This is a genomic window from Spirochaetota bacterium, assembly GCA_026415295.1.
Classification (GTDB): Bacteria; Spirochaetota; JAAYUW01; order JAAYUW01; family JAOAHJ01; genus JAOAHJ01.
This window is the reverse complement of record JAOAHJ010000008.1, coordinates 1-25638: the sequence shown is the minus strand read 5'-3', so window position 1 is coordinate 25638 and position 25638 is coordinate 1. Positions and strand designations below refer to the sequence as shown.

Annotated in this window: 20 protein-coding genes; 7 read left to right on the top strand and 13 right to left on the bottom strand. The window is 22.5% G+C overall.

Going from position 1 to position 25638, the window contains the following annotated elements:
• A complete protein-coding gene (locus tag N3A58_02280) occupies positions 1-1002 on the bottom strand; it encodes a site-specific DNA-methyltransferase (GenBank protein ID MCX8058225.1) in 1002 nt (333 codons plus the stop codon).
• Between the two features lie 26 nt (positions 1003-1028).
• Positions 1029-2459 (bottom strand): AAA family ATPase, encoded by a 1431-nt coding sequence (locus N3A58_02275; protein MCX8058224.1) that lies wholly within the window; start codon positions 2457-2459, stop codon positions 1029-1031.
• 177 nt (positions 2460-2636) lie between these two features.
• On the opposite strand from N3A58_02275, the gene N3A58_02270 reads away from it, so the two are divergent.
• The 6 genes from N3A58_02270 to N3A58_02245 all read left to right on the top strand — a co-directional run bounded on the left by N3A58_02270 (position 2637) and on the right by N3A58_02245 (position 11309).
• Positions 2637-4199, top strand: coding sequence for a VCBS repeat-containing protein (locus N3A58_02270; GenBank protein MCX8058223.1), 1563 nt, complete (start codon positions 2637-2639; stop codon positions 4197-4199).
• A 2-nt stretch (positions 4200-4201) separates the two neighbouring features.
• Entirely contained in the window at positions 4202-5614 is a 1413-nt protein-coding gene (locus N3A58_02265) for a hypothetical protein (protein MCX8058222.1), read from the top strand.
• Between the two features lie 26 nt (positions 5615-5640).
• The gene (locus N3A58_02260; protein ID MCX8058221.1) at positions 5641-6687 is read left to right on the top strand and encodes an ABC transporter ATP-binding protein; all 1047 of its coding nucleotides are present in this window, start codon (positions 5641-5643) and stop codon (positions 6685-6687) included.
• Between the two features lie 77 nt (positions 6688-6764).
• Positions 6765-7505: a hypothetical protein gene (locus tag N3A58_02255; GenBank protein MCX8058220.1), complete on the top strand. Its 741-nt coding sequence runs from the start codon at positions 6765-6767 to the stop codon at positions 7503-7505.
• Between the two features lie 122 nt (positions 7506-7627).
• Complete coding sequence (locus tag N3A58_02250) at positions 7628-8404, top strand: alpha/beta fold hydrolase (GenBank protein ID MCX8058219.1); 777 nt, start codon at positions 7628-7630, stop codon at positions 8402-8404.
• A 67-nt stretch (positions 8405-8471) separates the two neighbouring features.
• Positions 8472-11309, top strand: a complete 2838-nt coding sequence (locus tag N3A58_02245) for an ATP-binding protein (GenBank protein MCX8058218.1) — start codon at positions 8472-8474, stop codon at positions 11307-11309.
• 21 nt (positions 11310-11330) lie between these two features.
• On the opposite strand, the gene N3A58_02240 is transcribed toward N3A58_02245, so the two are convergent.
• From N3A58_02240 to N3A58_02230, 3 genes are read right to left on the bottom strand one after another with little or no spacing between them, the layout of a single operon-like run.
• On the bottom strand, positions 11331-12974 hold the full coding sequence (locus N3A58_02240) for a FapA family protein (GenBank protein ID MCX8058217.1): 1644 nt from the start codon (positions 12972-12974) through the stop codon (positions 11331-11333).
• Positions 12975-12982: 8 nt separating this feature from the next.
• A complete protein-coding gene (locus tag N3A58_02235) occupies positions 12983-13900 on the bottom strand; it encodes a GNAT family N-acetyltransferase (protein ID MCX8058216.1) in 918 nt (305 codons plus the stop codon).
• An 8-nt stretch (positions 13901-13908) separates the two neighbouring features.
• Positions 13909-14220: a hypothetical protein gene (locus tag N3A58_02230; GenBank protein MCX8058215.1), complete on the bottom strand. Its 312-nt coding sequence runs from the start codon at positions 14218-14220 to the stop codon at positions 13909-13911.
• Between the two features lie 169 nt (positions 14221-14389).
• On the opposite strand from N3A58_02230, the gene N3A58_02225 reads away from it, so the two are divergent.
• The gene (locus N3A58_02225; protein ID MCX8058214.1) at positions 14390-15148 is read left to right on the top strand and encodes a transporter substrate-binding domain-containing protein; all 759 of its coding nucleotides are present in this window, start codon (positions 14390-14392) and stop codon (positions 15146-15148) included.
• Positions 15149-15162: 14 nt separating this feature from the next.
• Here N3A58_02225 and N3A58_02220 read toward each other — a convergent pair whose 3' ends face one another.
• The 8 genes from N3A58_02220 to N3A58_02185 form a co-directional block, all read right to left on the bottom strand.
• Positions 15163-17049: a HAMP domain-containing histidine kinase gene (locus N3A58_02220; GenBank protein MCX8058213.1), complete on the bottom strand. Its 1887-nt coding sequence runs from the start codon at positions 17047-17049 to the stop codon at positions 15163-15165.
• 33 nt (positions 17050-17082) lie between these two features.
• Positions 17083-17622, bottom strand: a complete 540-nt coding sequence (locus N3A58_02215; GenBank protein MCX8058212.1) for a macro domain-containing protein — start codon at positions 17620-17622, stop codon at positions 17083-17085.
• Between the two features lie 245 nt (positions 17623-17867).
• Positions 17868-20558: a pyruvate, phosphate dikinase gene (gene ppdK / locus N3A58_02210; protein ID MCX8058211.1), complete on the bottom strand. Its 2691-nt coding sequence runs from the start codon at positions 20556-20558 to the stop codon at positions 17868-17870.
• A 136-nt stretch (positions 20559-20694) separates the two neighbouring features.
• Complete coding sequence (locus tag N3A58_02205; protein MCX8058210.1) at positions 20695-21990, bottom strand: malate dehydrogenase; 1296 nt, start codon at positions 21988-21990, stop codon at positions 20695-20697.
• 221 nt (positions 21991-22211) lie between these two features.
• The gene (locus tag N3A58_02200; GenBank protein MCX8058209.1) at positions 22212-23336 is read right to left on the bottom strand and encodes an Ldh family oxidoreductase; all 1125 of its coding nucleotides are present in this window, start codon (positions 23334-23336) and stop codon (positions 22212-22214) included.
• 36 nt (positions 23337-23372) lie between these two features.
• Complete coding sequence (locus N3A58_02195) at positions 23373-24020, bottom strand: class II aldolase/adducin family protein (GenBank protein MCX8058208.1); 648 nt, start codon at positions 24018-24020, stop codon at positions 23373-23375.
• A gap of 56 nt (positions 24021-24076) precedes the next feature.
• Positions 24077-24961 carry a 4-hydroxy-tetrahydrodipicolinate synthase gene (gene dapA, locus N3A58_02190; protein MCX8058207.1) on the bottom strand — a complete coding sequence of 295 codons (885 nt, stop codon included), beginning with the start codon at positions 24959-24961 and terminating at the stop codon, positions 24077-24079.
• A gap of 208 nt (positions 24962-25169) precedes the next feature.
• On the bottom strand, positions 25170-25638 hold a 469-nt coding region (locus N3A58_02185), incomplete at its 5' end, for a hypothetical protein (protein MCX8058206.1).

Below are 25638 nucleotides of genomic sequence, written 5' to 3'. Positions count from 1 at the left end.
CTAATTTTTATCTTTTATTTTTAATTTTCTTAAAAAAGCATTATACATATTTCTTTCTAAAAAATATCCATCATAATAACCTTGTATCGTTTTATCATTTTCAGCCATTAGCAGTCTTTTTTCAGTAATTTTAGCATAATAATCATTAATTTCAATGCCACAATAATTTCTTCCAAGTTTTTTACAAACAACAGGAGTAGTTCCAGAACCAGCAAATGGGTCAAATACAAAATCCTCTTCTTTTGTAGATGCTAAGATAAGTTTTGCAATAAGTTTTTCTGGTTTTTGAGTTGGATGATCAGTATTTTCAGGCATACTCCAGAATGGTACCGTAATATCAGACCATAAGTTAGAAGGATAAGTTAATCGATATTTGTGATTTTCAACCTCTATCCAATCTTTTGGTAATCCATTTTCTCTATATGGAGCTATTACTTTTCTTTTTAATTTAACTTTTTCAACATCAAAAAAATATTTGTTAGATTTTGTAGCAAACCATATATCTTCAGAACAGTTTTTCCAATTTTTTTTTGCTCCTCTACCTTTTTCTCTTTCCCATGTAATCCTATTTCTGATTTTAAAATATTTCTTCAGGACTTCATAAACTGCATAAGAAGTTTTCCATTCACAACATACATAGATTGAACCAGTTTTTTTTAAGAGAGGAAATATTTTATTTATAATATTTTCAAAATAATTTTTATACTCAAGTTCATCTATCTCTTTAAATTCAAATTTATCAAATTTTTTCGAGATATTATATGGTGGATCGAGTATAATTAAATCAAATACTTCATATGGAAAATATTCTATAACTTTGAAAAAATCAGCACATATGGTTTTATTTAAAATATCCTCTAAATAAAATCTATTATTTTTTCTTCCATTTGAGTTCAAGTCATAATCATTGATATATAAGATTTTAGAAGAGTAAAAATTTTCTTCTTCTTTTGATAAAAAAAGAGTTCTATTTCTTGGAGCTCTGTATTTATTTTTATTCATTTGATTTCCCTTAGTAATGAAAATTATTAATTTTTTTTATTATATTTATTTTGTAAATATTCATACCATTTAATCAAGTCAACTTCAAATCCAATTAATTCTGGGAAATAAAATTTAACTTCTTTTTCTATATATCTTTGTTTTATATAATGATCTGGAAAATCGTGAGGGTATAAATATTCTTCAATATTTTCATCATTTTGTAAATTTTCATTTAAAGTAGTATTATTTAATTTATTATTTTCAGAATTAATATCTTTCATTAAATATTTATCAAAAAGTTTTCTTGCTCCACCTCTTAAGTAATAAGGAATATTTAAAAAATTTCCATTCTGAATAAAATTTTTTGCATTTAAATATGCTTTATAAGTAGAATTATTTTTTTTTAATAAAGAGAATAATATGGTTATGTGAGATAAAATGATTGCTGCTTCAGGCATACCTATATTTTTAACTGCTTCAAGACATGATGTAGCAATAGGTAAAGCATAAGGATATGCAAGTCCAATGTCTTCTGAAGCGAAGATGATAAGCCTTCTTGCAATAAATTCTGGATCTTCTCCGTTTTCTAACATTAAAGATAAATAATAAATAGAAGCATCAGGGTCTGTTCCTCTCATAGATTTTATATATGCAGAAATAGCATCATTAAGAGAATAGTTATTTATTAACTTTGTATTTTTTAATTCGAGAAAATTGTAAAGATCATTTATTGATATATTAATATTTTCTGTGCTTTTATCTAATATTTTATTTTTAATTTTTGAATTAACAATTATTTCAATTATATTAAGGATTTTTCTTATATCCTTTACTTTATTTATAAGAGAAAATAAAGCTTCTTCTTCAAAATTTATTGCATAATTTTTAAAAAAAATGTCTCTTTCTAATGAAGATAAAATTGCTTCCTTAATTTCTTCATAAGAAAGATCGTAAAATTCATAGATAAAAATTCTTGATCTTAAAGCAGGTTGAAGAAAGAAAAAAGGATTTTCTGTAGTTGTTCCAATAATTAAAATATCTCCTTTTTCTAAGGGTTCTAAAAGAGTATCTTGTTTTGGTCTAGAAATTCTATGAATTTCATCTATAATAAGTATAATTTTATCTTTATTATGTGAATTATTAAAAGTGTTATTTAATTGAAATAAATCCTCTTCTTTTTTTTTTAATACACTTTTATCTTTTTCAGTATTTTTTATAATATCAGATAGTTCTTTTTTATTCAAAATATTTGCATTTAAATAATAAGTTTTAATAGATAATTTTTCAGAATATAATTTTGCAAATGTTGATTTTCCTGTTGCAGGGGGTCCATATAAAATAAATGATTGTAAGATTCCTTCATTGTATATATTATATAAAGGTTTATTTTGGCCAAGTAAATGTTTTTGACCTATTAATTGGTTAATATTTTTTGGCCTGACTCTTTCAGCTAAAGGTAATTTTTTTGTATTCATAAAATTTAATTATAGATAAACCATTTATTAATCAAAATAAAACTTTATTTATTTTTTATTAATGTAAATATAATTTTTTATTTAATTTTGTAAATAATCAAAAATATATGTTTGAAAAAATAAAAAATAGATTAAATTTTTAAATAAAATAATGATAAAATATAAAAGGTTATTTTTATGAAAAATAATATTGTCTCAAGAATTTTATTTATTAGAATAGTATTGATTATTTTAGTTATTTTTTCATTAAGTTTTGGTGAATTAATTCTTTGTTTTGGGCAAAATGAAGCAAAATCTATATCAATTGGAGGAAAAATTATAGAATATTTTAAAAAAAATATTGATGAGGATAAAGATGAAGAATTTATAATAATTTATAAAAATTTGTTTAAAAAGAAAATTTATTTTTCAATATATAAATATCAGGGTAATAACTTATTTAAAATTTTTGATGAAGAAGTTGAAGATATTTACTATTGTTTCTCATTTTCAAAAATAGAATCATCGCAATTCTTTAATATAGTATTTTTATCAAAGAATTCTTTATTTTATTTATCAAAAGATAAAAAGATTATAAAATTATTTGATATTAATCATATATATAAGTTTAATTTTGATGATAGATTTCCATATTTAAATATTTCATATGATATTGATAATGATGAAAAGGATGAATTTTTTATCTTTGATGAAAGTGGAATAAATATATATAAAGATAAAAACTTAATACAAAAAATTAATATTGATTTAAGAGCATTTTATGATTATAGCTTAAGTTTTGGCGGTTTTAATGTTATTCATTCTATAACAATTTTAATTCCAGATATATTTTTTAATGATTTTAATAATGATGGTTTTGGAGACTTCGTTTTAATTTTTCAGGATAAATTAATATCTTATATTTATTATGATAAGGGCAAAAGATTTTTAAAAAACCAGGATTTAAATTTAAAAAATTATGTAACAATTAGATCTGGTTATTCTCCAATAAATAAATACATAATACTTGATGATTTTAATGGAGATAAAACAATAGATGTTATTGTGATGAATTTTTCTATGGCTGCTGTTTTTAACACAGATAAACTTGGAACTATTGTATATATTTTTTATGGTAATAATGATGGAAATTGGAAAGAGCAACCAGATAAGAAGATTTATTTAAATGAAATGTCTGGAATTGAAAGTTTTTTTCTTTTTTATGATGTAAATAAAGATGGGGTTAAGGATTTGATAAATATTGGTACGAAACTGTTTTCTTCAAATTTTATCCTAAGTTTAACTGTTAAGAGATCATTCCTTATTAGTATTAATATTTATTCTGTAAGTAAAGAGGGAGACATTAATTTATCTCCATTATATAGTTTGAGCAGGAATATATCTCTTGATTCTGAAACTACTCAGGATTCAAGTCAAATAGATTTTTCCAGTTATGCTATAATAAATTTAACAGATTTTTTTAATTCTATATTTGGAAAATTTAATACAGATATTAATAATGATGGTATAATAGATTTACTTGTTTATAATTTTGATGGGAGTTATTCTATATTTTATTCAAGTTTAAAAAACCCAAATATTTTTAATAAAAAAGAGGATAATATTATTTTTGTATCAAATGATTTAAAAAAGATATATTATTTGGCTGGACCATATTCAGAATTTTTGTTTGCAAAAAACAAAAATGTGTTACTTATTATTAATAAAGCTTTGGGTAAAATTTATTTAATTGAAATTTAGTTATGAGAAGAATAAATAAGATTTTAAAAGCTGAGATAATTTTTATTTTCTTTAAAGTAATTTTTATATTTTTTTCTTTTTTTATAAATAGATTATATGCAAATGATGTTTATTACAAAGTTAAAGAAATAAAAATATATGGATTAAAATATCTTGAAAAAAGAGAAATTATTGAATATTTGAAAATAGAAGAACAAAAGTTTTATCAAATTGATTTTTTTCTTAATATTGAAGAGAAATTAAAAAGTTGGGGTTATTTTTCATCTGTTACTGTATCTTTTGATCTTGAGGAAGAAAATAATGTTATCATTAATATCATTGTTTTTGAAAATAAGGTAATAGAAGGCTTGTATTTATTTATAAATAAGTTTAAAGTAGATTCTTTGCTTATTTTTTTTAAAACTAAAGTTAATAAACCTTTTAATCCAATATATCTTGAAGAAGACTTAAAAAATATTTCAAATATAAAATATTTTTCAAATTTAAATATTGATATAAAAGAGGAAAGAGATTCGTTAAAAATTTATATAAATCTTACAAGGAAAGGAAAATTTTCTTTTGGGCTAATAATGTATGATAGTATAGGACTTTCCCTACTTTTTGAGCAACCTTTTATAATTTCCTCGTATTTTATAGGTATATATTCAAAAGTTTATATTAAAAGATTATTTTATAATATGGAGTTTTTTAATAATTATTTTAATATGCCCTATAGTTTTGGATTTTTTGTAGGTTTAGAAATATTTAGAGACTTTTATATTTTTTTGAGTTATGAAAGTTTTCTTGATAAAAATTTAATAAATCTTAATCCTACATTGAATTATGAGTTTTTGTATGGAATTTTTTATTTTAATAATAAAAAAATAAAAAATTTAGATAATAATTTCATTTTTTCATTTTATAATAAAAGTAATAAATATAAAAATTATTTAGGAATGGATCTTCTTGAAAAATTAAAAATTAAAAAGTTTCTATTTTATTTCAGTTTTGAATTTTTATATATAATTAAAAGCAATAGTGAAAATGAAAGAATATTTAATTTAACTCTAAATAATCAATTTATATATTTTACAAATTCTAATTATTTAACAATTCCATTTTTTGTATCTGATTTAAGTAAATTTAATATTAAGTATTTTAGTGATATTTATACTGAGAAATTTGCTATTTTATTTAAGAATTCTTTTTTTTATAATTTATTAAAAATTTATTTTTTTAATCTTTATGGAGGAATGTTTTATGATTTTTTTTATTATAAAAATAATCTGATAAATTTATTTGGAATTAATATTTTATTGAATATATCTATTTTTAATTTTAGTTCTGATATTATTCTAAAATATGGATGGCAAGATAAATTTTTTGAAGATAAATTTTTTACAATAAATTTTTTTCCTGTAAATATTTTTTTCTAATAAAATAAAATTATTAAAGGAAAATTATGTATTTAGTACAAATTATAGAACTTGAAAAATATTATGGTAAATTTAAAGCTTTGGATAAAATAAGTATTAATATAAAAAAAGGAGATATTGTCGGTTATCTTGGGCCAAATGGATCAGGTAAAACTACTACTATAAAGATACTTGCTGGTTTATTAACTAAATATAAAGGGGAAATAATATATAAGGGAGAAAGAAAAAAAAATATTGGTTGCTTACCTGAAGTTAGATTTATTTTTGATAATCAAAATTTTTATGAAAATTTAACTGCATATGAAAACTTAGAAATAATATCTAGATATAATGGAATTTATAATAAAAAGAAGATAATAGATAGTCTTGAGAAGGTTGGTTTATCAAAGTGGGTGAATTCTACTGTTAAAAAATTTTCAAGAGGGATGAGACAAAGGTTGGCGATAGCTATGGCTGAAATGAGTATACCAGAACTATTAATTCTTGATGAACCAACAAATGGTCTTGATATTGAAGGAATAATGGAGCTTGAAAAATATTTTAAAGATTTAAATAAAAATTATGGAACAACAATAATATTATCCTCCCACTATCTTGAGCAGATAGAAAGATTATCTGATCATATTATAATTATTAATAAAGGTAAGAAATTATTTGATGACAATATTTATCAATTTAGAAAAAATGCAAGAATTGGCGTAAGTTATATATTTAAAAGAAATCTATTTGAAAACTTAGAGATAAATGAAAAAATAAAAGATATATTTAAAAAAGAAAATATAATAAATCTAATATTTTCATTCGTAAATAATAATAAGGATTTAATTAAAGATAAATTTTATTATGGTAATTTATACAATATTTTGAATGAAAGTATTAATTTGGAATTTAAATATGAAAATAAAATTAATATCTTATTTTCTAATAATTATAAAGATTTTGAAGAAAATATTTTGGGGTTATTAAATAGTAAAATAAATGAATTACTTCCGAATGAAATATTGTATATAGAACCTATAGTTAAATCTCTTGAGTGCTTTTTTATAGATGAAGTTGAACATTGCCAAAGTTGAAAAATAATAAATTAATTAAAAAATTTTTGAGGTTATTTTTTATGATTAAAAGTATTTTTTTATCGGAAATTATTAAAATGAAAAAAAATGTTAATTTGTTTATATATTCTATAATTTTTCTAATATTTTATACTGTTTTTGGTTTTATTTTCCATCTTACAAGAATTGGTTCAAGTGGAAATCAAAATGTACCACTAAATATTTCTTATGGTGGTTTTTTGTTTTATTATTGTTTTATTTTTCTCTTTTTTATTTTTTCACTTTTATTTGATTTTGATATTAAAGACGAAATAAATACAAATAAAATATATTTTTTATTAACAGGAAATATTACAAGAATTGAATTCTATATTGGTAAAGTTTTTTTTTATTTCATATTTTTTAGTTTTTTTATGCTTTTATTTTATTTATACTCTTATCTAATAGCTTCTTACCCATTTGGTAGGTTACCCATATTATTAAATGGTAACTATATGGATAAAAATCTTTTTTTGCAAAATGCTATAACAAATTATCTTTTACTTTTACCACTATTTTTTTTTATTGCAAATATTACATTTTTTTCAGGTTTTTTTTTCAAATTATCATCCCTTTCTCTAATTTTTTATGTTTTTATTGTACTTTATCTTTTATTATCTCCATTTAAAAATATTATGTCAATATTTTATCCTTTTTCTAAAATAATTATTCATAACAATTTTTATAATAATTTTCAAATAATTGAAAAAGAAATAATAAGATATATATTGTTTTTAGTAATTGCAAATAGTTTAATTTTAATTATTATTATTAAAAATATTAATAAAAGAGAATTTTGAAATTTTTGATATATAATTATAATTTTTATATAAAAAATTATTATGAATTTTTTGTTAAATAATTTAAAGAACCAAATTAAATAAAAGTTATTAAAAAAATAAAATGTATTTAAAGGTTTTTTATGATAACAAAAAAAATAGGGAGTGATTATAAGATTATAGATGGAGCCGAGTCATATAAAAATATAAAAAATAAGGAAAGAGGTATAATTTTATTTCATGGATATAGTGGATCTCCATCTGAAATGCTTATTTTAGCTAAGAAATTTGAAGATAGGGGGATTTCTGTTTACTGCCCAAGACTTACAGGACATGGTACAAATTTTCAGGATTTTGAAGATACTAAAATGCAAGATTGGTTTAGGTGTGCAACTGATGCTTATCTTGAATTTTCAAAAAGAGTTAAGAATGTTTATTTAGTAGGATTATCTATGGGAGGAATACTTTCAAGTTATTTAGCTTACCTTTTTAATATAGAAAAGATTGCACTTCTTGCAACACCTTATGATTACCCTGATAAAAAATTTAAATATTTATGGTTAATTAAACCTTTTTTCAATAGAATTAAACAACCAAATAGTGCTCCAGCCTTAAATAACTTAAATAATAAAAATTATTTGATATATTATAAAGACTATTATTCTATAAAATCTTTAATTGAACTTAAAAAAACTATTAATTTTTTTAGAAAAATTTTGAAAAAAGTAAAAGCGGACTCTATTATTTTTCATTCTGAAAAAGATAAAATTGTTTCTTATAGATCTCCTCAAATGATTTATAATAAAATTGGATCAAAGAGAAAACAATTAATTTATCTTAAAAAATCAAATCATGTACTTTCTCTTGATTATGAGGTCGATATTATTTTTGATAATATATGTAGCTTTTTTAATATTTAATTATATAATTTATTATTAAATCATAATTTATTTATAAATTATTAGGATTAATAGTTTTAATAAAATTATGAATATTAAAATTGGAGTTTTAAATAATATTTTCTTTTATTTATTTTCTTTTATAAAAGATAAAGGATTTTTTGGAGAGATTAATCCTACTTTCATTCCAGTTGATAATTATGGAGTCCTTAAGTCACTTTTTGAAATAGGATATTTTGATATCATATTGTGTGATTCAGGATATTCTGAGAATGTTTTAAAATTTAATAATGAATTAAAACCAAATTATAAAAAGTTAAGTCTTTTTAAAGAAATTAATAAAATATTAATATATCCTTTTGCTTTTAAAAATTTTTATAAAATATTTTTTAATAAGAGCTTACTTTTACATAGAGATCAAAGGTCAAGTACATTTGAAGAATGTGAAATTGTTGCAGGAATTCCAGAGGATAGTGAATATTTTAAAAGTTTTATTTTAAATTATTTAAAAAATAATAACTTTTCATATCAAAGAATTATTTTTAAAACAACTAACGAAAAAGATGTAGAATATTTTTTTGAAAAAAAGGATATAAATATTGGTTTATCGATAGCACCATATAGTTTTGAAATTATTAAAAAAAATTTAGGAATAGTTTCTAATTTAGTAGAACAAGATATATCTTGCAATTGTATTAATTTTTATCTAAGCGATTACATTTTAGAAAAGCAAGAAGAATATATAGTGAATTTTTTTCAAAATCTTTTTTTAGGGCTAAATATATTTATTAATAATCAAGATTTTTGGGCAGATTTTAATAAAATATATAATAGAATTTCAATTGATGAGATATTTTTAATTTCTGAGGATTTAAAAAATAATTTTGTTTATAATGAAGATTTAATAAGAGAAGTTGCTGATAAAAAAGACTATATTTTGCCATTTATTTATTTAAAAAATTTATCTAATGAAAGTTTAAAAAATTTAATTGATGAAAAAATTAAGAATAAAGAATTGGAAGGAAAAGAAAATAATAATGTAAAAGTAAACTATGAAATAGAATCGAATAGAAGTGTTAATGTTGATAAAAAATATTTGGAGAATTATATTGAATCCCTAATAAGATCTATGCTAACCAAAAGTAAAATCTCAATTGATAATAATAATCCAATTTATCCGACAGTTTTTTTTGAACTTTATAATAATTTGATATATGAAAATGAAATACTCTCTATAAAAAATAGAGACTTTAATAATAAAATAAAATTATTACAAAATTCTCTAGAGGAAACAAAAAGCAATTTATTTAATTTGTTTAATGATTTAAATAGAACTTCTGAGAATTTAATGATTCAGAAAATTAGAGCTGATGAAGCAATAAAAATTAAAAGTAAGTTTTTTGCTTCGATTACTCATGACTTAAAAACACCTATTTATGGTATTGATTCTATGCTAGATAATCTAATCAAAATAGAGAAAGATAAAAATAAAATAGATATTTTATTTAAGATGAAGAGATCAATAGAAACTCTAATTTCATTAATCGAAGATTTACTGTTAATCTCTAAGGTTGAAGAAAGTAAGTTAACTTTATCTAAAAAATTATTTAATTTTGATGAATTATTAAAAGAACTTTATGATAATATTTCAGCTAAAATTGCAGATAAAGATATTAGATTAATTTTTGAAAAAGAAAATAATGTGCCTGAATATTTAATTGGAGATAGCTTAAGAATTAAACAAATTTTGTATAACTTATTAGGTAATTCATCAAAATTTACAGAAAAAGGTTATATAAAATTAAGTGTATCTTGTAATTTTATAGAGAGGAATTATATAAAACTATTTTTTAAGGTAGAAGATACAGGGATTGGGATAAAAAGTGACAAGATAAATAAGATATTCGAACCATTTGAACAAGAGAATGAAGAAATAAAATATAAATATGGAGGAACAGGTCTAGGTCTTTCTATAGTTAAAAAATTGATTGAATTAATGAATGGAGATATAAAATGTGAATCTGAAGTAGGAAAAGGTACTAAGTTTTTTTTTGACATAAACCTTGAAATACCAGATAAAGAAGAAATAGAGAAATTAATTCCTTATAGTAAAAATGAGTGTTTGGAAAATATTAAAAATGTCAATTTTATTGATGCAAATATATTAATAGCAGAGGATAATGATATAAATATTAATATAATCGATAATATCCTCAAAAATATTAAACAGATAAAATACAAAATTGTTAAAAATGGAGAAGAAGCTTTAGAAGAATTAAAAAATAATAATATTTATAAGTTATTAATAACAGATGTACAAATGCCTAAAATGGATGGGATAGAACTTTCTAAAAATCTTAAAAAAATGGCCTTACCAATTACTATTGTGGGTTTTACTGCTTTTGATGAAGATTTCATTGAAAATGAAAATAAAATCTATTTTGATGAAATATATCAAAAACCATATAATGAGGAAAAAATTCTTAAAATATTAATAAAGCATATTGGAGTATTAAAGTATGAGAAAGACAATAAAAATGAATTAATAACCAATAAAGAGAAGGAAAAAATTTTAAATATAAAAAAATTAAATAAAAAAATATCTTTAAAAAATGATAAAATAAAAAATAAAAAAATTAATGACTATATTGGTGTTTCAGATTATGATAAATTAAAAAAACTTTTTATAGAAGAAACTGAAAAAAAGCTTATTTCATTTAGAAAATGCATAGATGATAAAAATATAACAGATATTAGGTTTATAGGTCATAATTTAAAAGGCACAGCACCTATTTTTGGTTTTAATTCAATTGGAATAATTGGTAAAAAAATATCAGAGGCTTGTAAAAATGAGGATTTTATAGAATTAAAAAAACTTTATGAAAAACTTAAAATTGAGGTTAATAAAATAAAGAAAAAAAATTAAAATTAAATTTCAATAATATTTTTATAGAAGTTTTGTAGCAATTTTCTTTTCTTTATCATCCCAAAAAAATACAGTAGTTCTAATAGGATTTTTTATTTCGTATTTAGTATTTCCAAAATATATTGATACATTTTCATAAGCTATGTTTCTAACAATAACCTTTGCATCTTTAAAATTTAAATTCTTATTTAATTCTTCTAGCTCATTTAATAGGTTTTTTCTTTCTTCCATTAAATTAGTGAAGTTATTAATAAGAATTTCGTATTTTTCTAATTTATCATCAGGTAATTTAGTTATAAAATCTTCGGGGTTATTAAAATAGGCATCTCCAATATCGTTTTTTAATTTAGATATTTGAATTTCTAATAATTTTAATTTTTTTTCTATTTCCTGTTTTCTTATATCTTTTTTAATATCAATTCCTACTATTACCGCTGTAGCTACAGACATTTTAGATCCCAATTCATTAATTTCTATTCCTTTAGATGCTAATATTTTACCACCAATTATAACTCCTTTCCCCTTTGCTATAATTTTACCACCGCAATTTATAGTTGAGTGAGTAATATTTTTATCAAAATTAATATCTCCTCCACACCAAACATAACAATTTTCAATATATTCAACATCTATATTATTTCTCACAATAATTTTATATTTATCTCCTTCTCCTATTAGTCCATTTTTGACTTTTAAATTTCCTAAAACTTTTAGGTCTGATCTATTAACAAATTCATCCACTATAAGGTCTTTGCCTACTTCAATTTTGAAACCTTGATTTATTTTCCCATTAATGTGGACTGATACTAAACAGTTAATATTTCCAATTGTCAAATCAATGTCTTGAGGTATAACAAGAGTATCTGAAATAGAGATAGTTTTATCATTTAATTGAAATATTCCATCAATAAGTGATACAAGTTTATTATTTTCAGTCATTTGAATGTTATTACCAACAATATAAGTATAATTAGTATCTTTTTTAGCTTCTATTCTATTTCCAAATATATCGTAACCATCTTCTGTTTTGATTTCTGGAGTATATTCTCCTAATATTTCCCCCTTTTTAATGTTTTTAACTATGTGTCTTTCTTTAAAATCTATTGAACCATCTTCTTTTTTTTGACCTATTTCAGCAGTTGGATTAAAATAAAGTTTTACCTTATAAACTGATCCATTAATAGGTTCCTTCCCTTTTGTTAACAAAGTTACAAATCCTTTGCCACTTTTAGCTATATTAATTGCTTTTTCTATATTTTCTTTTTTTACTTCTGTTTTTATTTTAAGCTTATCTATCTCTTCCATTATTAATTCAGTTGTTAAAGATGATGTTTTTTCATTTAATGGAGGCAATATGAGATATAGAAACATATTTTTATTAGTTGCTACAAGAGGTGAAATTATTTGAACAGAAACTCCAAGAAATTGAGCAAAACCAAATTTATTTGAGCAAAAACCACCTAATGAAAAATTGTAATATAAATCTTCACACTTAAAATAATTTTCAATTCCTGTCCCTTGAATGATCAATTGATTTGGAAGGACAAAATTATTTTTTAATTTATCAAATAAAGAGTTATCCCTAGGATTTTTTAATATTTCATTTATTGTATTTTTTACATTTACAGATTTTTCAATTAAAAATATTGCATCTTTTAATCCCATTTATTTCCCTAATTTTTTAATATTATCCATCTTAATAGAGATAAATTTCTTTCAAAGCCTACTTTTTCGTATAAATTTATTGCTTTTACATTATCTTTTCGAACAAAAAGATTTGCAAATTTATAATTTAAATTATAATAACAGTATTTTAACATCTCTATTAATAAAACTGAAGCAAAACCTTTATTTCTAAAGAACTTATCTGTATATACCCCTCCTATTTGAAAAATATCTTCTGTATATGCATTCCATTCACATTTAGCAACAGGGTAATTATTATAAGTTATATAAAATATTTTAAAATTTTTAAAAATATTAGAAATTTTTTCTTTTGCAATTTTATTTATTTTTTCAGATGAAAATCTCATTTCCTCAATCAAATATCCCTCTTGTAATTTGACTAAATTTATTATAGATTTGTAATCGAATGGTACAATAAATTTTATATCTTCATAATTAATAGAATTTTTTACTAAAATATTTGATAAGTTCTTTGATAAATTAATAATACTTTTTTCATTTAATTCAAATTTATATGTAAAATAATCTTCATCAAATATTATATCCTTTTTTAAAAAATTAAATTTTGTAAGAAATAAATTCAACGATAAAGAATCTCCAGAAATATATCTTATATTGCTAAATTTAGTTAGATATTCTTCAATAATTTCTTTTGTTATTATATTAATAAAATCATTATCTTTAAAAAATACAAAAAACTCTTTTGTTTGAAAATTATATGCTAAAAAAAAAGATAAATCTATTTTATAAAGACAATTTATTTTATTAAGGTGTTTATATATATTATATAATAAGTAAACATTAGTACAATTGTTTTCATATAAATTTCTAATAATATTATTTTTATCTCTATCAATAATTTTAGTTAAATAATTGATTGTTTTTGAGTTTCTTTGATAATACATTTTCTTTTTTATTCTTTTTTTATTAAAAAAAAACATTCATTTTTAAGTATTAGTAGAACAATTTTTGGTTTATCAAGTATTTTCCATAAATTTGAACTTATTGATAATGTTTTTTGATTAAAATTATTAATAATTTGAAAATTAACGGTTTGTTTTTCAATAATTTTATTTTTAAGATTATCCAATGATTTTGAAATTAATAAATTTATTTTATATTCACTGTTGATTAAATTAAATTTTAATGCAATATTTGCTTCTATTTGAATAGTATTTGGGTTTAAATTGTAGTTTATAAAAATAGAAAATTCTTCTTTAATCATATAAAATATTATATAATAAGCTTTGTAAATGTCAATATATATTAAAATTTATTATTTAAATTAAAAATAAAAATATAAAAATTAAAAATTTATATTATAGTTTAAATTGATTATATATTTCTTAATAATATATTATTTTTATTTGAAATTAAAAATTAGAGGTAATTTTATGAAAAAATTAAATTTTATTTTTATATTATTATTGTTTATAATTTTGATATATATAAAAGAAGTAAAAGCATCTATGGAATTAAAAGTTGTTTTTAGTTACTATCCACCCTATGAATATTTAGATCAAAAAGATAACCAAATGAAAGGAATTGATTATGAACTTGTTAAAAATACTTTCGAAATATTAAATATTAAAATTTTATTTAATCAACTCCCTTGGGAAAGATGTTTAAATATGTTAAAGTATGGTGAAGCTGATGCTATTTTTTCTCTCTTATATTCAAAAGAAAGAGCTGAATTCTTGCTTTATCCAAAAGAATATCTTTCTTTTGAAGAAAATGTTTTTTTTACACTTAAAGAGAATAAAATTAAATGGAATAATAATTATGATTCTTTAAAGAATTATTTGATAGGATGTGTGCTAGGTTATTCATATGAGGAAAAATTTGATAATAAAAAAGACTTAAAAAAAATATATCTAAAAGATGATGAAACCATAGTCAAAATGCTTATAAATAAGAGGATAGATTTAGGGATTGGAAATATTCATGTTATAAAATTTATTATTAAGGAATTAAATATAGATGGAAGTAAAATTGAATTTTTGACTCCTTTTATTTCTAGAAAACCTTTATATATAGCTTTTTCAAGAATTAATTTAGATAAACATTTTGTTGAAAAATTTGATAAAGTATTTGCGGAATTTAAAAAAACTAAAACTTATAATGATATTTTTATCAAATATAATTTTAAATAAATTGAAAACTATATTTAGTTTCCTTTAAATTCAGGCAAAATAATATAAAATGTTGTTCCTTTGCCTTCTTCTGATATTACTTCAATTGCCCCATTATGCAAATGAATTGTATTGTATACCATAAAAAGTCCTAAACCAGACCCGATGGTTTCTTTTTTTGTGGTAAAATAAGGTTCAAATATTTTGCTTATATGCTCTTTTTTTATTCCAACTCCATTATCTTTAATTTCAATAATTAGATAATCTGTATTAGGATTTAAATTTAAATTAAAATTATAATATTTATTATCAAATTTTTTTATTATAATTTTTAATTCACCTTCTTCCTTTTCTCCTTTTTCTTGTTTCATTATTGTCATAGCGTGAAATGCGTTTATTATTATATTTAAAAATGCATTGTCAAGCAATGGATAGTCTCCTAATAAATAAGGTTCATATTCAATTTCATTAACTAAACCGGTTTTGATATTTTTATATGATTTTTTTGTAATATCTAATAAATTATTTAAAAGGTTTATTAGATTTATTTTTTCAAATTTAGATTCATTAAATTCTTTGGATTTTGATAAATTTATAAATTTTTTTGTTAGCTCTCTAGCTTTGTCTAAGGTATTTTCAATATAGTTAATATTTTCTAACAATTCATTTTTTTCATTTTGTTTAATAAATTGATTGTTTTCTAAAATATGTTTTGAATCATTATTTAAAAGTGAAATTGCTGAAATTATATTATTTAAATCATGGGTTAAAGAATTTATAAATAAACTTAAAGTATTAATTTTATCGAGAAATGCTAACTTTTTGTAAGTAAAATATGTTGAAGTATTATCATCTATCCTTAATATATATTTTATTTCTTCTCCCATTAATAGTTTATCCATAAATATATTTAAATAATACTCTATATTTTTATTGCTATTTTTTTGATCTATTATAAGGTGGAAATTAACTTTGGAAAAGTGATCTTTTAAATTAAGGCTATCTAGAATCTCTTTATTATTTAAAAAAGGAAGTAATTCAAACATATTATAATTATTATTGTAAATTGATGGATCCTGTTTTTCTAAAATGTCATTTAATGATTCATATGATAGATTAATGAATCTATAATCTATGAGCATGTAAAGAAAATTATACATATTTTTATTTATAAACTCAATTAAAAATGAAGAATCACAAATTAAAATCATTGATGAAAAAGAATTGAGGGTATTCCTAAAATAGTTATATAAATCTTTAAGTTTAAGTTCTCTTTTTTCTACTTCGTTTATAGTTCTATTAAAACTTTCAAGAATTTTATTTATATCATAATACTTAGACTTTTTTATTTTAATTTTATAGAATCCTTTAGAAATCGATTCAAGATTATATTCAAGTTCATCAAATGTTTTTTTTAATTTTTTATTTATTATAAGATTCATTATAAATGTTATTAAAAGTGAATATATAAAAAATATCAAAAAGTATATAATATATCTTTTGATTAATAAATTAAAATGATAATCATAATAAAATATTATTTTTAAATATCCTATTTCATTATTATTAAAAATTATTGGGGATTCAAATAATTTAAAATAGTTGGGTTTATATTCTTTTGTTTTTATGTGAAAATATGGGTTATAGAATAATTGAATTTGATAAATTATATCATATTTAATATAAAAATTAAGAATTTTTGTTATTTCCTTTTCATCATAAACCCAAATATGAGGAGTTAAAGTTTCTTTAATTTGTTCAAAAAGAACTTTAAATTCTTCATTTAAGTTATTTTTGGTATTTATAAATTGGTAAGAAAATAAAATTATTAATCCAATAATATTTAATAAAGTAATTATTTTTATAAGGTTTATTGAAGTTGCATATATTAAGGTAATTTTGCTATTTTTGGAAATTTTCATCTAATAATTTATTAATATTTAATTTAATATTGATTATTTTTTATTAACTAAGTTATAAAATATTTGATAATCATCATTGGAAAATAAAATAAGATTGGTAATAATATATTTTTCTTCTTTATAATAATTCTCGAAAAAATTTAATATAACTTTTGCAGCAATATTTTTAGGGAAACCATAAGCTCCAGTGGAAATGAATGGAAAAGATATAGAATTAATTTTAATTTTTTCAGCTTCCTTCATACAGTTTAAAAAAGTATCATATAATAAATTTTCTTCATTTTCATTTCCTCCTTTCCAAATAGGTCCTACAGTATGAATTATATATTTTGATTTTAACAATCCACCTGATGTAACAACAGTTTTGCTAGTAGGTAGTCCTTCTGGATATATTGTTTTCCTAATTTTAATGCATTCTTCTAAGATTTTAGGTCCTCCTTTTTTATGTATCATTCCATCGACACCCCCTCCACCCATTAGAGAAGGATTTGCTGCATTAACAATTACATCAGTATTTTGTTCAGTAATATCGCCTATTTTAATAATTAGTTTTTTTTTGAATAATTCAATCATAATATTTATATTAATCTATTTTAAATATATATTAAAAAGAAAACAAAATATTTTTATATAAATAATTTTATTACTAAAAATTAACTATTTCAATATATTAAATAAAAAAATTAATAAAAATTAATGAATAAAACATTAATTTGAAGAGCATTTATTAAATAAATTTTATTATTTTAAATAAAAACAATAAAAAAGGAGAAAGTTTTAACACTTTCTCCCATTTTTTTAATTTAATACTTATTTTATTAATTTTTTTTCTTTCTTATCTCTGCTTGAGCTGCAGCAAGTCTTGCTATAGGTACTCTAAATGGTGAACATGAAACATAATTCATTCCAACATTGACACAGAATTCTACAGATTTTGGTTCACCACCGTGCTCACCACAAATTCCAACTTTAAGTTCTGGTCTTGTTGATCTACCTCTTTCAATTGCAAGTTTTACCAATTGTCCAACTCCTTCTTGATCAAGAACCTGGAAAGGGTCATATTTAAAGATACCAGTCTTTTTTTCATCTACATAGTCTGGAAGAAATCTTCCAGCATCATCTCTTGATAACCCCATAGTCATTTGAGTTAGGTCATTAGTTCCAAAAGAGAAAAATTCAGCATATTCTGCAATTTTATCTGCAAGTAGTGCAGCTCTCGGAACTTCAATCATAGTACCAACTAAATAATTAATTTTTAACCCAGATTTACTTATTAAGTCATCTGCTATTTTTCTAACTCTTTCTTCTAAAATATGAAATTCTTTTGCATCTATTGTAAGTGGAATCATTATTTCTGGGTAGACTTTAACATTATTTTTACTACATTCTATTGCAGCCTGAATAATAGCATTTACTTGCATATCAAGAATTTCTGGATATGTAATACATAATCTACAACCTCTATGACCAAGCATAGGGTTTGCTTCATGTAATTGTTCAACTCTTGACTTTATTTTTTCAAATGGTATTCCTGTAACTTCTGCTAATTTTTTTTGTCCTTTTTCATCATGAGGCACGAACTCATGAAGAGGTGGGTCGATAAGTCTAATGGTTACAGGATAACCATCCATTGCTTTAAAAATACCTATGAAATCTTCTTTTTGGAAAGGAAGCAATTTATCTAGTGCTTTTTTTCTTCCTTCTAAATTATCTGCTAAAATCATTTCTTGGATTGCTAATCTTCTTTCTTCAGTGTCAAAGAACATATGCTCTGTTCTACATAAACCTATTCCTTCAGCGCCTAGTTTTCTAGCATTTTCAGAATCATAGGGGGTATCAGCATTTGTTCTAACTTTTATTTTTCTGATTTCATCAGCCCATTTCATAATTTCGTAATATTCTTTAGGGAATTCTGGTTTAACAAGCTTTAAGGAACCTAAGAAAACTTCACCTGTAGAACCATCTAAAGTAATTTCATCGCCTTCTTTTATTATTTTATCTCCAACACTCATTAATTTTTTATTGTAATCAATATTTAGTTTTTCACATCCTACAATACAACATTTTCCCCACCCTCTAGCTACAACTGCAGCGTGTGAAGTTTTCCCACCGGTAGCAGTTAAAATACCAACTGCAGCATGCATACCTCCAACATCTTCTGGACTTGTCTCTTTTCTCACAAGAATAACTTTTTCGCCTTTTGAAGCCCACTGTTCAGCTGTTTTAGCATCAAAAACAACTTTGCCAGAAGCAGCTCCAGGAACTGCATCTATACCAGTAACAAGAAGATATTTCTTTTTATTTTCATTTTCTTCGGGGGAGATAATAGGATAAAACAAACCTTCTATATCTTTATCTTTTATCCTTAATATAGCTTCTTCTTTTGTTATTAACCCTTCATTTACCATATCATATGCTATTTTAAATGCAGCTCTTGCATTTCTTTTACCACTTCTACATTGGAGCATGTAAAGTTTTCCTTCTTCTACAGTAAATTCTATATCTTGCATTTCTTTGTAGTGTCTTTCAAGTTTATCTCTAATGTCAAGTAATTGTTTATAAACAGATGGGTCCTTTTTTTCAAGTTCTGAGAGTTTCATTGGTGTTCTAATTCCAGCAACAACATCTTCACCTTGAGCATTTATAAGGTAATCCCCATAAAAAACATTTTCCCCTGTGTTAGGATCTCTTGTAAATGCAACTCCAGTACCGGAATTATCACCCATATTTCCAAAAACCATCTGTACAACATTAACTGCTGTACCGATAACTCCCTTTATATTTTCAACTCTTCTATATGTAACTGCTTTTTCAGCCATCCATGAACCAAAAACAGCATCTATAGCTCCCCATAATTGTACCATAGGATCTTCTGGAAAATCTTCATTTAACTCTTTTTTATATAACTCTTTGAATTTATCAACAACAATTTGTAGTTCATCGGCATTAACATCAACATCATTTACTTTTTTATCTGAAGGAATAGATAATCTTTTCCTTGTGTAGTTTTCTTTAATTTCATTAAAAATATGATCAAATTTTTCTCTTTCGATTCCTCTTGCAGTAGAACCATACATCATAATAAATCTTCTATAAGCATCAAGGGCAAATCTTCTGTTACCAGTTTTTTTTGCTAAACCTTCAACTGTTTTTGAATTTAACCCTAGATTTAAAATTGTTTCCATCATTCCTGGCATCGATATAGGAGCTCCAGATCTAACAGATACTAAAAGAGGATTTTCTGGATCACCAAATTTTTTACCAGTAACTTTTTCAAGTTTTTTAATATTTTCTAATACTTCCTCTTCTAATCCTTCAGGATATTTTTTATTGTTTTTATAGTAAAGGTCACAAACTTCAGTTGTAATAGTAAATCCAGCTGGCACAGGCAATCCAATGCTTGTCATTTCAGCTAATCCAGCACCTTTCCCACCTAATAAATCTTTCATATCTTTGTTACCTTCAGCTTTCCCATTACCAAAAAAATAAACATATTTCTTTTTAGCCATTTTTTATCCTCCTTTTTTATGTTTAATAAATTTTATGCTTAATAAATCAATAAATTATTTAAAAGTTAATAATTTTAAATATAATTAAAGAAATCTATTTTTTAATTTATAAAATAAAAATTTAACCTAAAAAAATTTAATAGGTTTTCCAATATTTTTCAATTCTTTTTTTTAAATCATTTTTATATTTATCCCAATTTATTATTGGATCTTTTGCAATTCCTTCTTCACAAGCAGCTTTAGCTACAGCAAAAGCTTCCCATTCAATAACTCTTGGATCGAAAGGTTTTGGGACAATATAATTAGGTCCAAAACTAAAATTTTCACCATTGTATGCTAATTTAACAGGTTCTATTACAGGTTCTTTTGCTAAATTTGCTAAAGCATATGTTGCAGCAATTTTCATTTTTTCAGATATTTTTCTACTTTTAACATCTAAGGCCCCTCTAAAAATGAATGGGAATCCTAATACATTGTTGATTTGGTTTGGATAATCAGATCTCCCTGTCGCTATTATTATATCTTTTCTTATTTCTTTAGCAAGTTCATATTTTATTTCTGGATCCGGGTTTGCCATAGCAAAAACAATAGGTTTATTATTCATTGATTTTAACATCTCTGGTGTTAAACAATCTTTTACAGAAACTCCTACAAAAACATCAGCCCCTCTTATTGCCTCTTCAAGGGTTCTTAAATTTGTTTTTATAGAAAAGTATTCTTTATATTTATTCATATTTTCTTTTCTTCCCTCATAAATGACGCCATTTGTATCGCACATAATAATATTTTCTTTTTTAACACCTAAAGAAATAAAATGTTTTGCACAGGATATACCAGCGGCTCCTGCTCCATTAAAAACAACTTTAATTTCATCTATTTTTTTATTAACTATTTCAAGTGCATTTATAAGTCCAGCTCCTGCAATAATAGCTGTTCCATGTTGATCATCATGAAATACTGGGATATTCATTAATTCTATTAATTTTTCTTCAATATAAAAACATTCAGGAGCTTTTATATCTTCTAGATTTATTCCTCCAAATGAAGGTTCTAAGGATTTAACTATTTCAATAAATTTATCTGGATCTTTTGTATCTATTTCTAAGTCAAATACATCTATATCAGCAAATCTTTTAAATAAAACAGCTTTTCCTTCCATTACAGGTTTAGAAGCAAGTGCTCCTAAATTTCCTAGACCTAAAATTGCAGTTCCATTTGATATAACAGCTACTAAATTCCCTTTATTTGTATATTTGTAAGCATTTTCTAAATTATTTGCAATTTCTATTGAAGCATATGCTACTCCAGGGGTATAAGCTAATGAAAGATCATAAGCATCTTTGCAACTTTTTAACAATTCTATTCCTATTTTACCAGGAATTGGTTCTGAATGGTATATAAGAGATTTTTCTTTTAAATTGTTAATTTTCATTTTTATACCTTAAAATTTAATGCTATAAATTTATAATCTAATTTATTTTTATTATTATTTTTTATTTATATTGTTTTTCTTAAAAAAAATGATTTTTTTTATTTTATTATTAAATTAAATTTTTTATTAAAATTATTTATTTTAAGATTCTTTTATAATAAGATTTATTTTTTTTATTAAAATAAAATTTTTATAGAATATTTTTAATATCTAATAGATTATTATTCAAATGGAAAACTATATTTATTTAAATTAAATCTTTTTTTTAATTCAATTATATGATCTTTTAATATTTCATCAACTAAAGCTCCTTTTTCTTTCCTTTCTAACCAAGCAAGATATTCTTTTTCTCCAGCTGTGTATATTCTATTTTCTCCAGGCATTTTTTTAGAATTTCTAAGTTCTCTACAAATATTTCCAGCTATTTTTTTAAATATGGATGGTTCTATAAAACTTTCGATATTGATTGCTATAAAAAAATGACCTAATCTATATGGAATTTTATTGCCATTTTTATCATAACCAAGCAAATCTTTTAAATATGAACCATTTGATAGAGCTGCGGATAAAATTTCTACAACTGTTGCATAACCATATCCTTTATAACCCCCAGTTTCTTCACCTATACCTCCTAAGGGTACAAGAGCACATGTTCCTTTAATAAGATCTTCCAGTATCTTTTTGGAATCTCTTCTTGATTTTCCATTTTGATCAATTACCCATCCATCTGGAATCTCTTTATTTAATCTTGCATAAACTTCAATCTTACCTCTTTGTGTGACGGAAGTTGCACAATCAAGTACAAATGGGAATTCTTCATCTGTAGGAATACCAAAAGTTAATGGATTTGTTCCTAACATATTTTCAACTCCAAAAGTTGGAGCTATTGATGGTCTTGCATTTGTTCCAGTTATACCAATCATATCATTTTCAATGGCCATTAAGACATAATAACCAGCTATTCCATAATGATTTGAGTTTCTAGCAACTGTCATTCCAAGTCCATATTTTTTTGCTTTTTCAATTGCAATTTCCATGCATCTATGAGCAATAACTTGCCCCATTCCATTATTACCATCAATAACTGCAGTTGTTTCAGTTTCTTTTATTATATCTATTTTTGTTACAGGATTAATTTGTCCTGCATCAATTCTATCAATATAAATAGGTTTAAATCTACCAATTCCATGAGAATCTATTCCTCTTTTATCTGAATTTATCAATACTTTTGCACATATTTTTGCATCCTCTTCAGGTACACCAACACATTTAAATACATCTACCATAAATTTTTCAAGCAGATCGAATTGAACCCACCAGACTTTTTCTTCATTGAGAATTTCCATATATTTATTCCTCATTTTATATAAAATTTTTGGTTTTTACTTTTTTTGTCCATATTTGTTTATATAAAAATTTCTCATGGTTTCAATATCATTTTGATCTAATGGAATGGGATTTCCAATAATATAGGATAAGATTATTGTTTTTGAATTTCTTTCAATTACTTCTGCTATTTTTAAGGCTTCATCAATATTTCTTCCACAAGTAACCAGACCATGGTTGGGTAAAATTAATGCATTTTTATCTTTCAAAGTTAAAACAGCGTTTTTACCAAGCTCTTTTGTTCCAGGTAAAAAATAATTTGCAACAGGAACTTCGCCTCCTGTAAGTTGTACAAGATCTTCACATACTGGAGGAATAGGTTTTCTTAAAATAGAAAAAACTTTTACATAGTCAGAATGAGTATGGCAAATTCCATATATATCCTTTCTGTTTTTATATATTGATAAATGAAGGAAATATTCAACAGATGGTTTTCTTTTACCTTCGATAATATTTTCATTCATATCAAGGACAACTAGATCATTTAATTTTATTTTATTGTAATTCATTCCTGAAGGTGTGATTATAAAAATATTTTCGTTAACTCTTATAGAAAAGTTGCCCCAAGTTCCTATTACTAAATTTTCTTTTTGAACTTTTTTTAATGTTTTTAATAAAATTATTCTTTCATATAAATATTTCATTCTTTACCTTAATTAAATAATTATTAATTAATATTTATAGTTTTAATTTATATTTTTTAAATTTTTAAATATCCTATCTCTTTAAGCTTATTTATTTCATTTTCTATAACTTTTTTTGATGACTCAGATACTTCAATTAAAGGTTCTCGCAGTTCTCCATTAGAAAGGTTAAGATATTTATAAGCATATTTTAATGGAGTAGGATTACTTTCTATGAAGCAAGCTTTAATAAAATTTTGTATATTTAGATGGATTTCTCTTGCTTTATCTAAGTTTGAATTAAAGAATGAATTACATAACTCCACCATAGTCTCTGGAATAATATTTGAACATGTACAAACTACTCCTTTACCACCTATTGCAAGTAAAGGATATGTTATAGAGTCTTCACCCGACAATAAATCTATATTTGGTGCAATTTGTAATATTTTACTCATTGTATCCATATCATTTAGTGCTTGTTTAAGAGCAACAATGTTTTTTATATTTGAAAGTTTTGCAATAGTTTCAGGTAGCATATTTACAGAAGTTCTACCAGGCACATTATATAACATAATAGGTGTTGAAACATTTTCTGCGATTTTCTTATAGTGATTATATAAACCTTCTTGAGATGGTTTGTTACCATATGGAGTAATAATAAGAAGACAATCAACTCCTAAAGATTCAATCTTTTTTGAGGTCTCAATGGTTTCTGAAGTTGAAGCTGTTCCTGTTCCTACAATAATTTTAAAATCTTTATCTCTGAATTTTAAGGCGGATTTAGTTAATTCAATTTTTTCTTCTAAAGTTAATGTAAAAGATTCCCCTGTGCAACCACCTATTACTATTCCAGAAACTTTAGCATTTTTTTGCCTTTCAATCAATTTTTCAAAATTATCTAAATCAATCTTTCCATTCTTAAATGGAGTAATAATTGCCGTATAAACACCTTTAAACATAAACTCTCCTTTTTTATAATAAAACCTTTTTTATTTTAAAAAAATTTATATTTAAGATAAATCAATCAATTTTATATATCAAAAAAAAATTTAAGCAATATAATTAATAACTTTGTAAACAAAGTTTATATTTTATTAAAATGAGTCTGTCTTTATTTTATTTATTATTTTTAATAAATTTATTTAGTTTATTATTTCAATTGTAATATTATTTATAAAGATTACTAAAATTTTCAGGCTGTTTTTTCCATCTTTCATGAATGAGCATCCAATTTTCAGGGTATTTTTTGATTATTTTTTCAAGTATTTGATGATAAAAATAATTTATAAAAAATATTTTTTCTTCTTCAGTAAGTAAGTAAAAATTTTCTAATTTATCTTTATTTTCTAAAATAAATTTATTTAAAATATTTTTTTTATCTTCACTTTTTAGTGGGATTAAATCTTCTTTAATTTTATATGAGTCTAAATTAATTAGATCCTCAAAAAAAGTTATAGAAACATTTTTTTTATTATAATTAAAATAATCGTTGAAAATAAGAAGTTTTGCTTTTTCTGGGATATCTAGTTCATTATACAGTTTTTCTGGAATTAAATGTATATCATTTTCAAGATACAAAATATTATCTTTATAATATGAATACATTATTAACATATTTGCTTTTGAAATTATATAA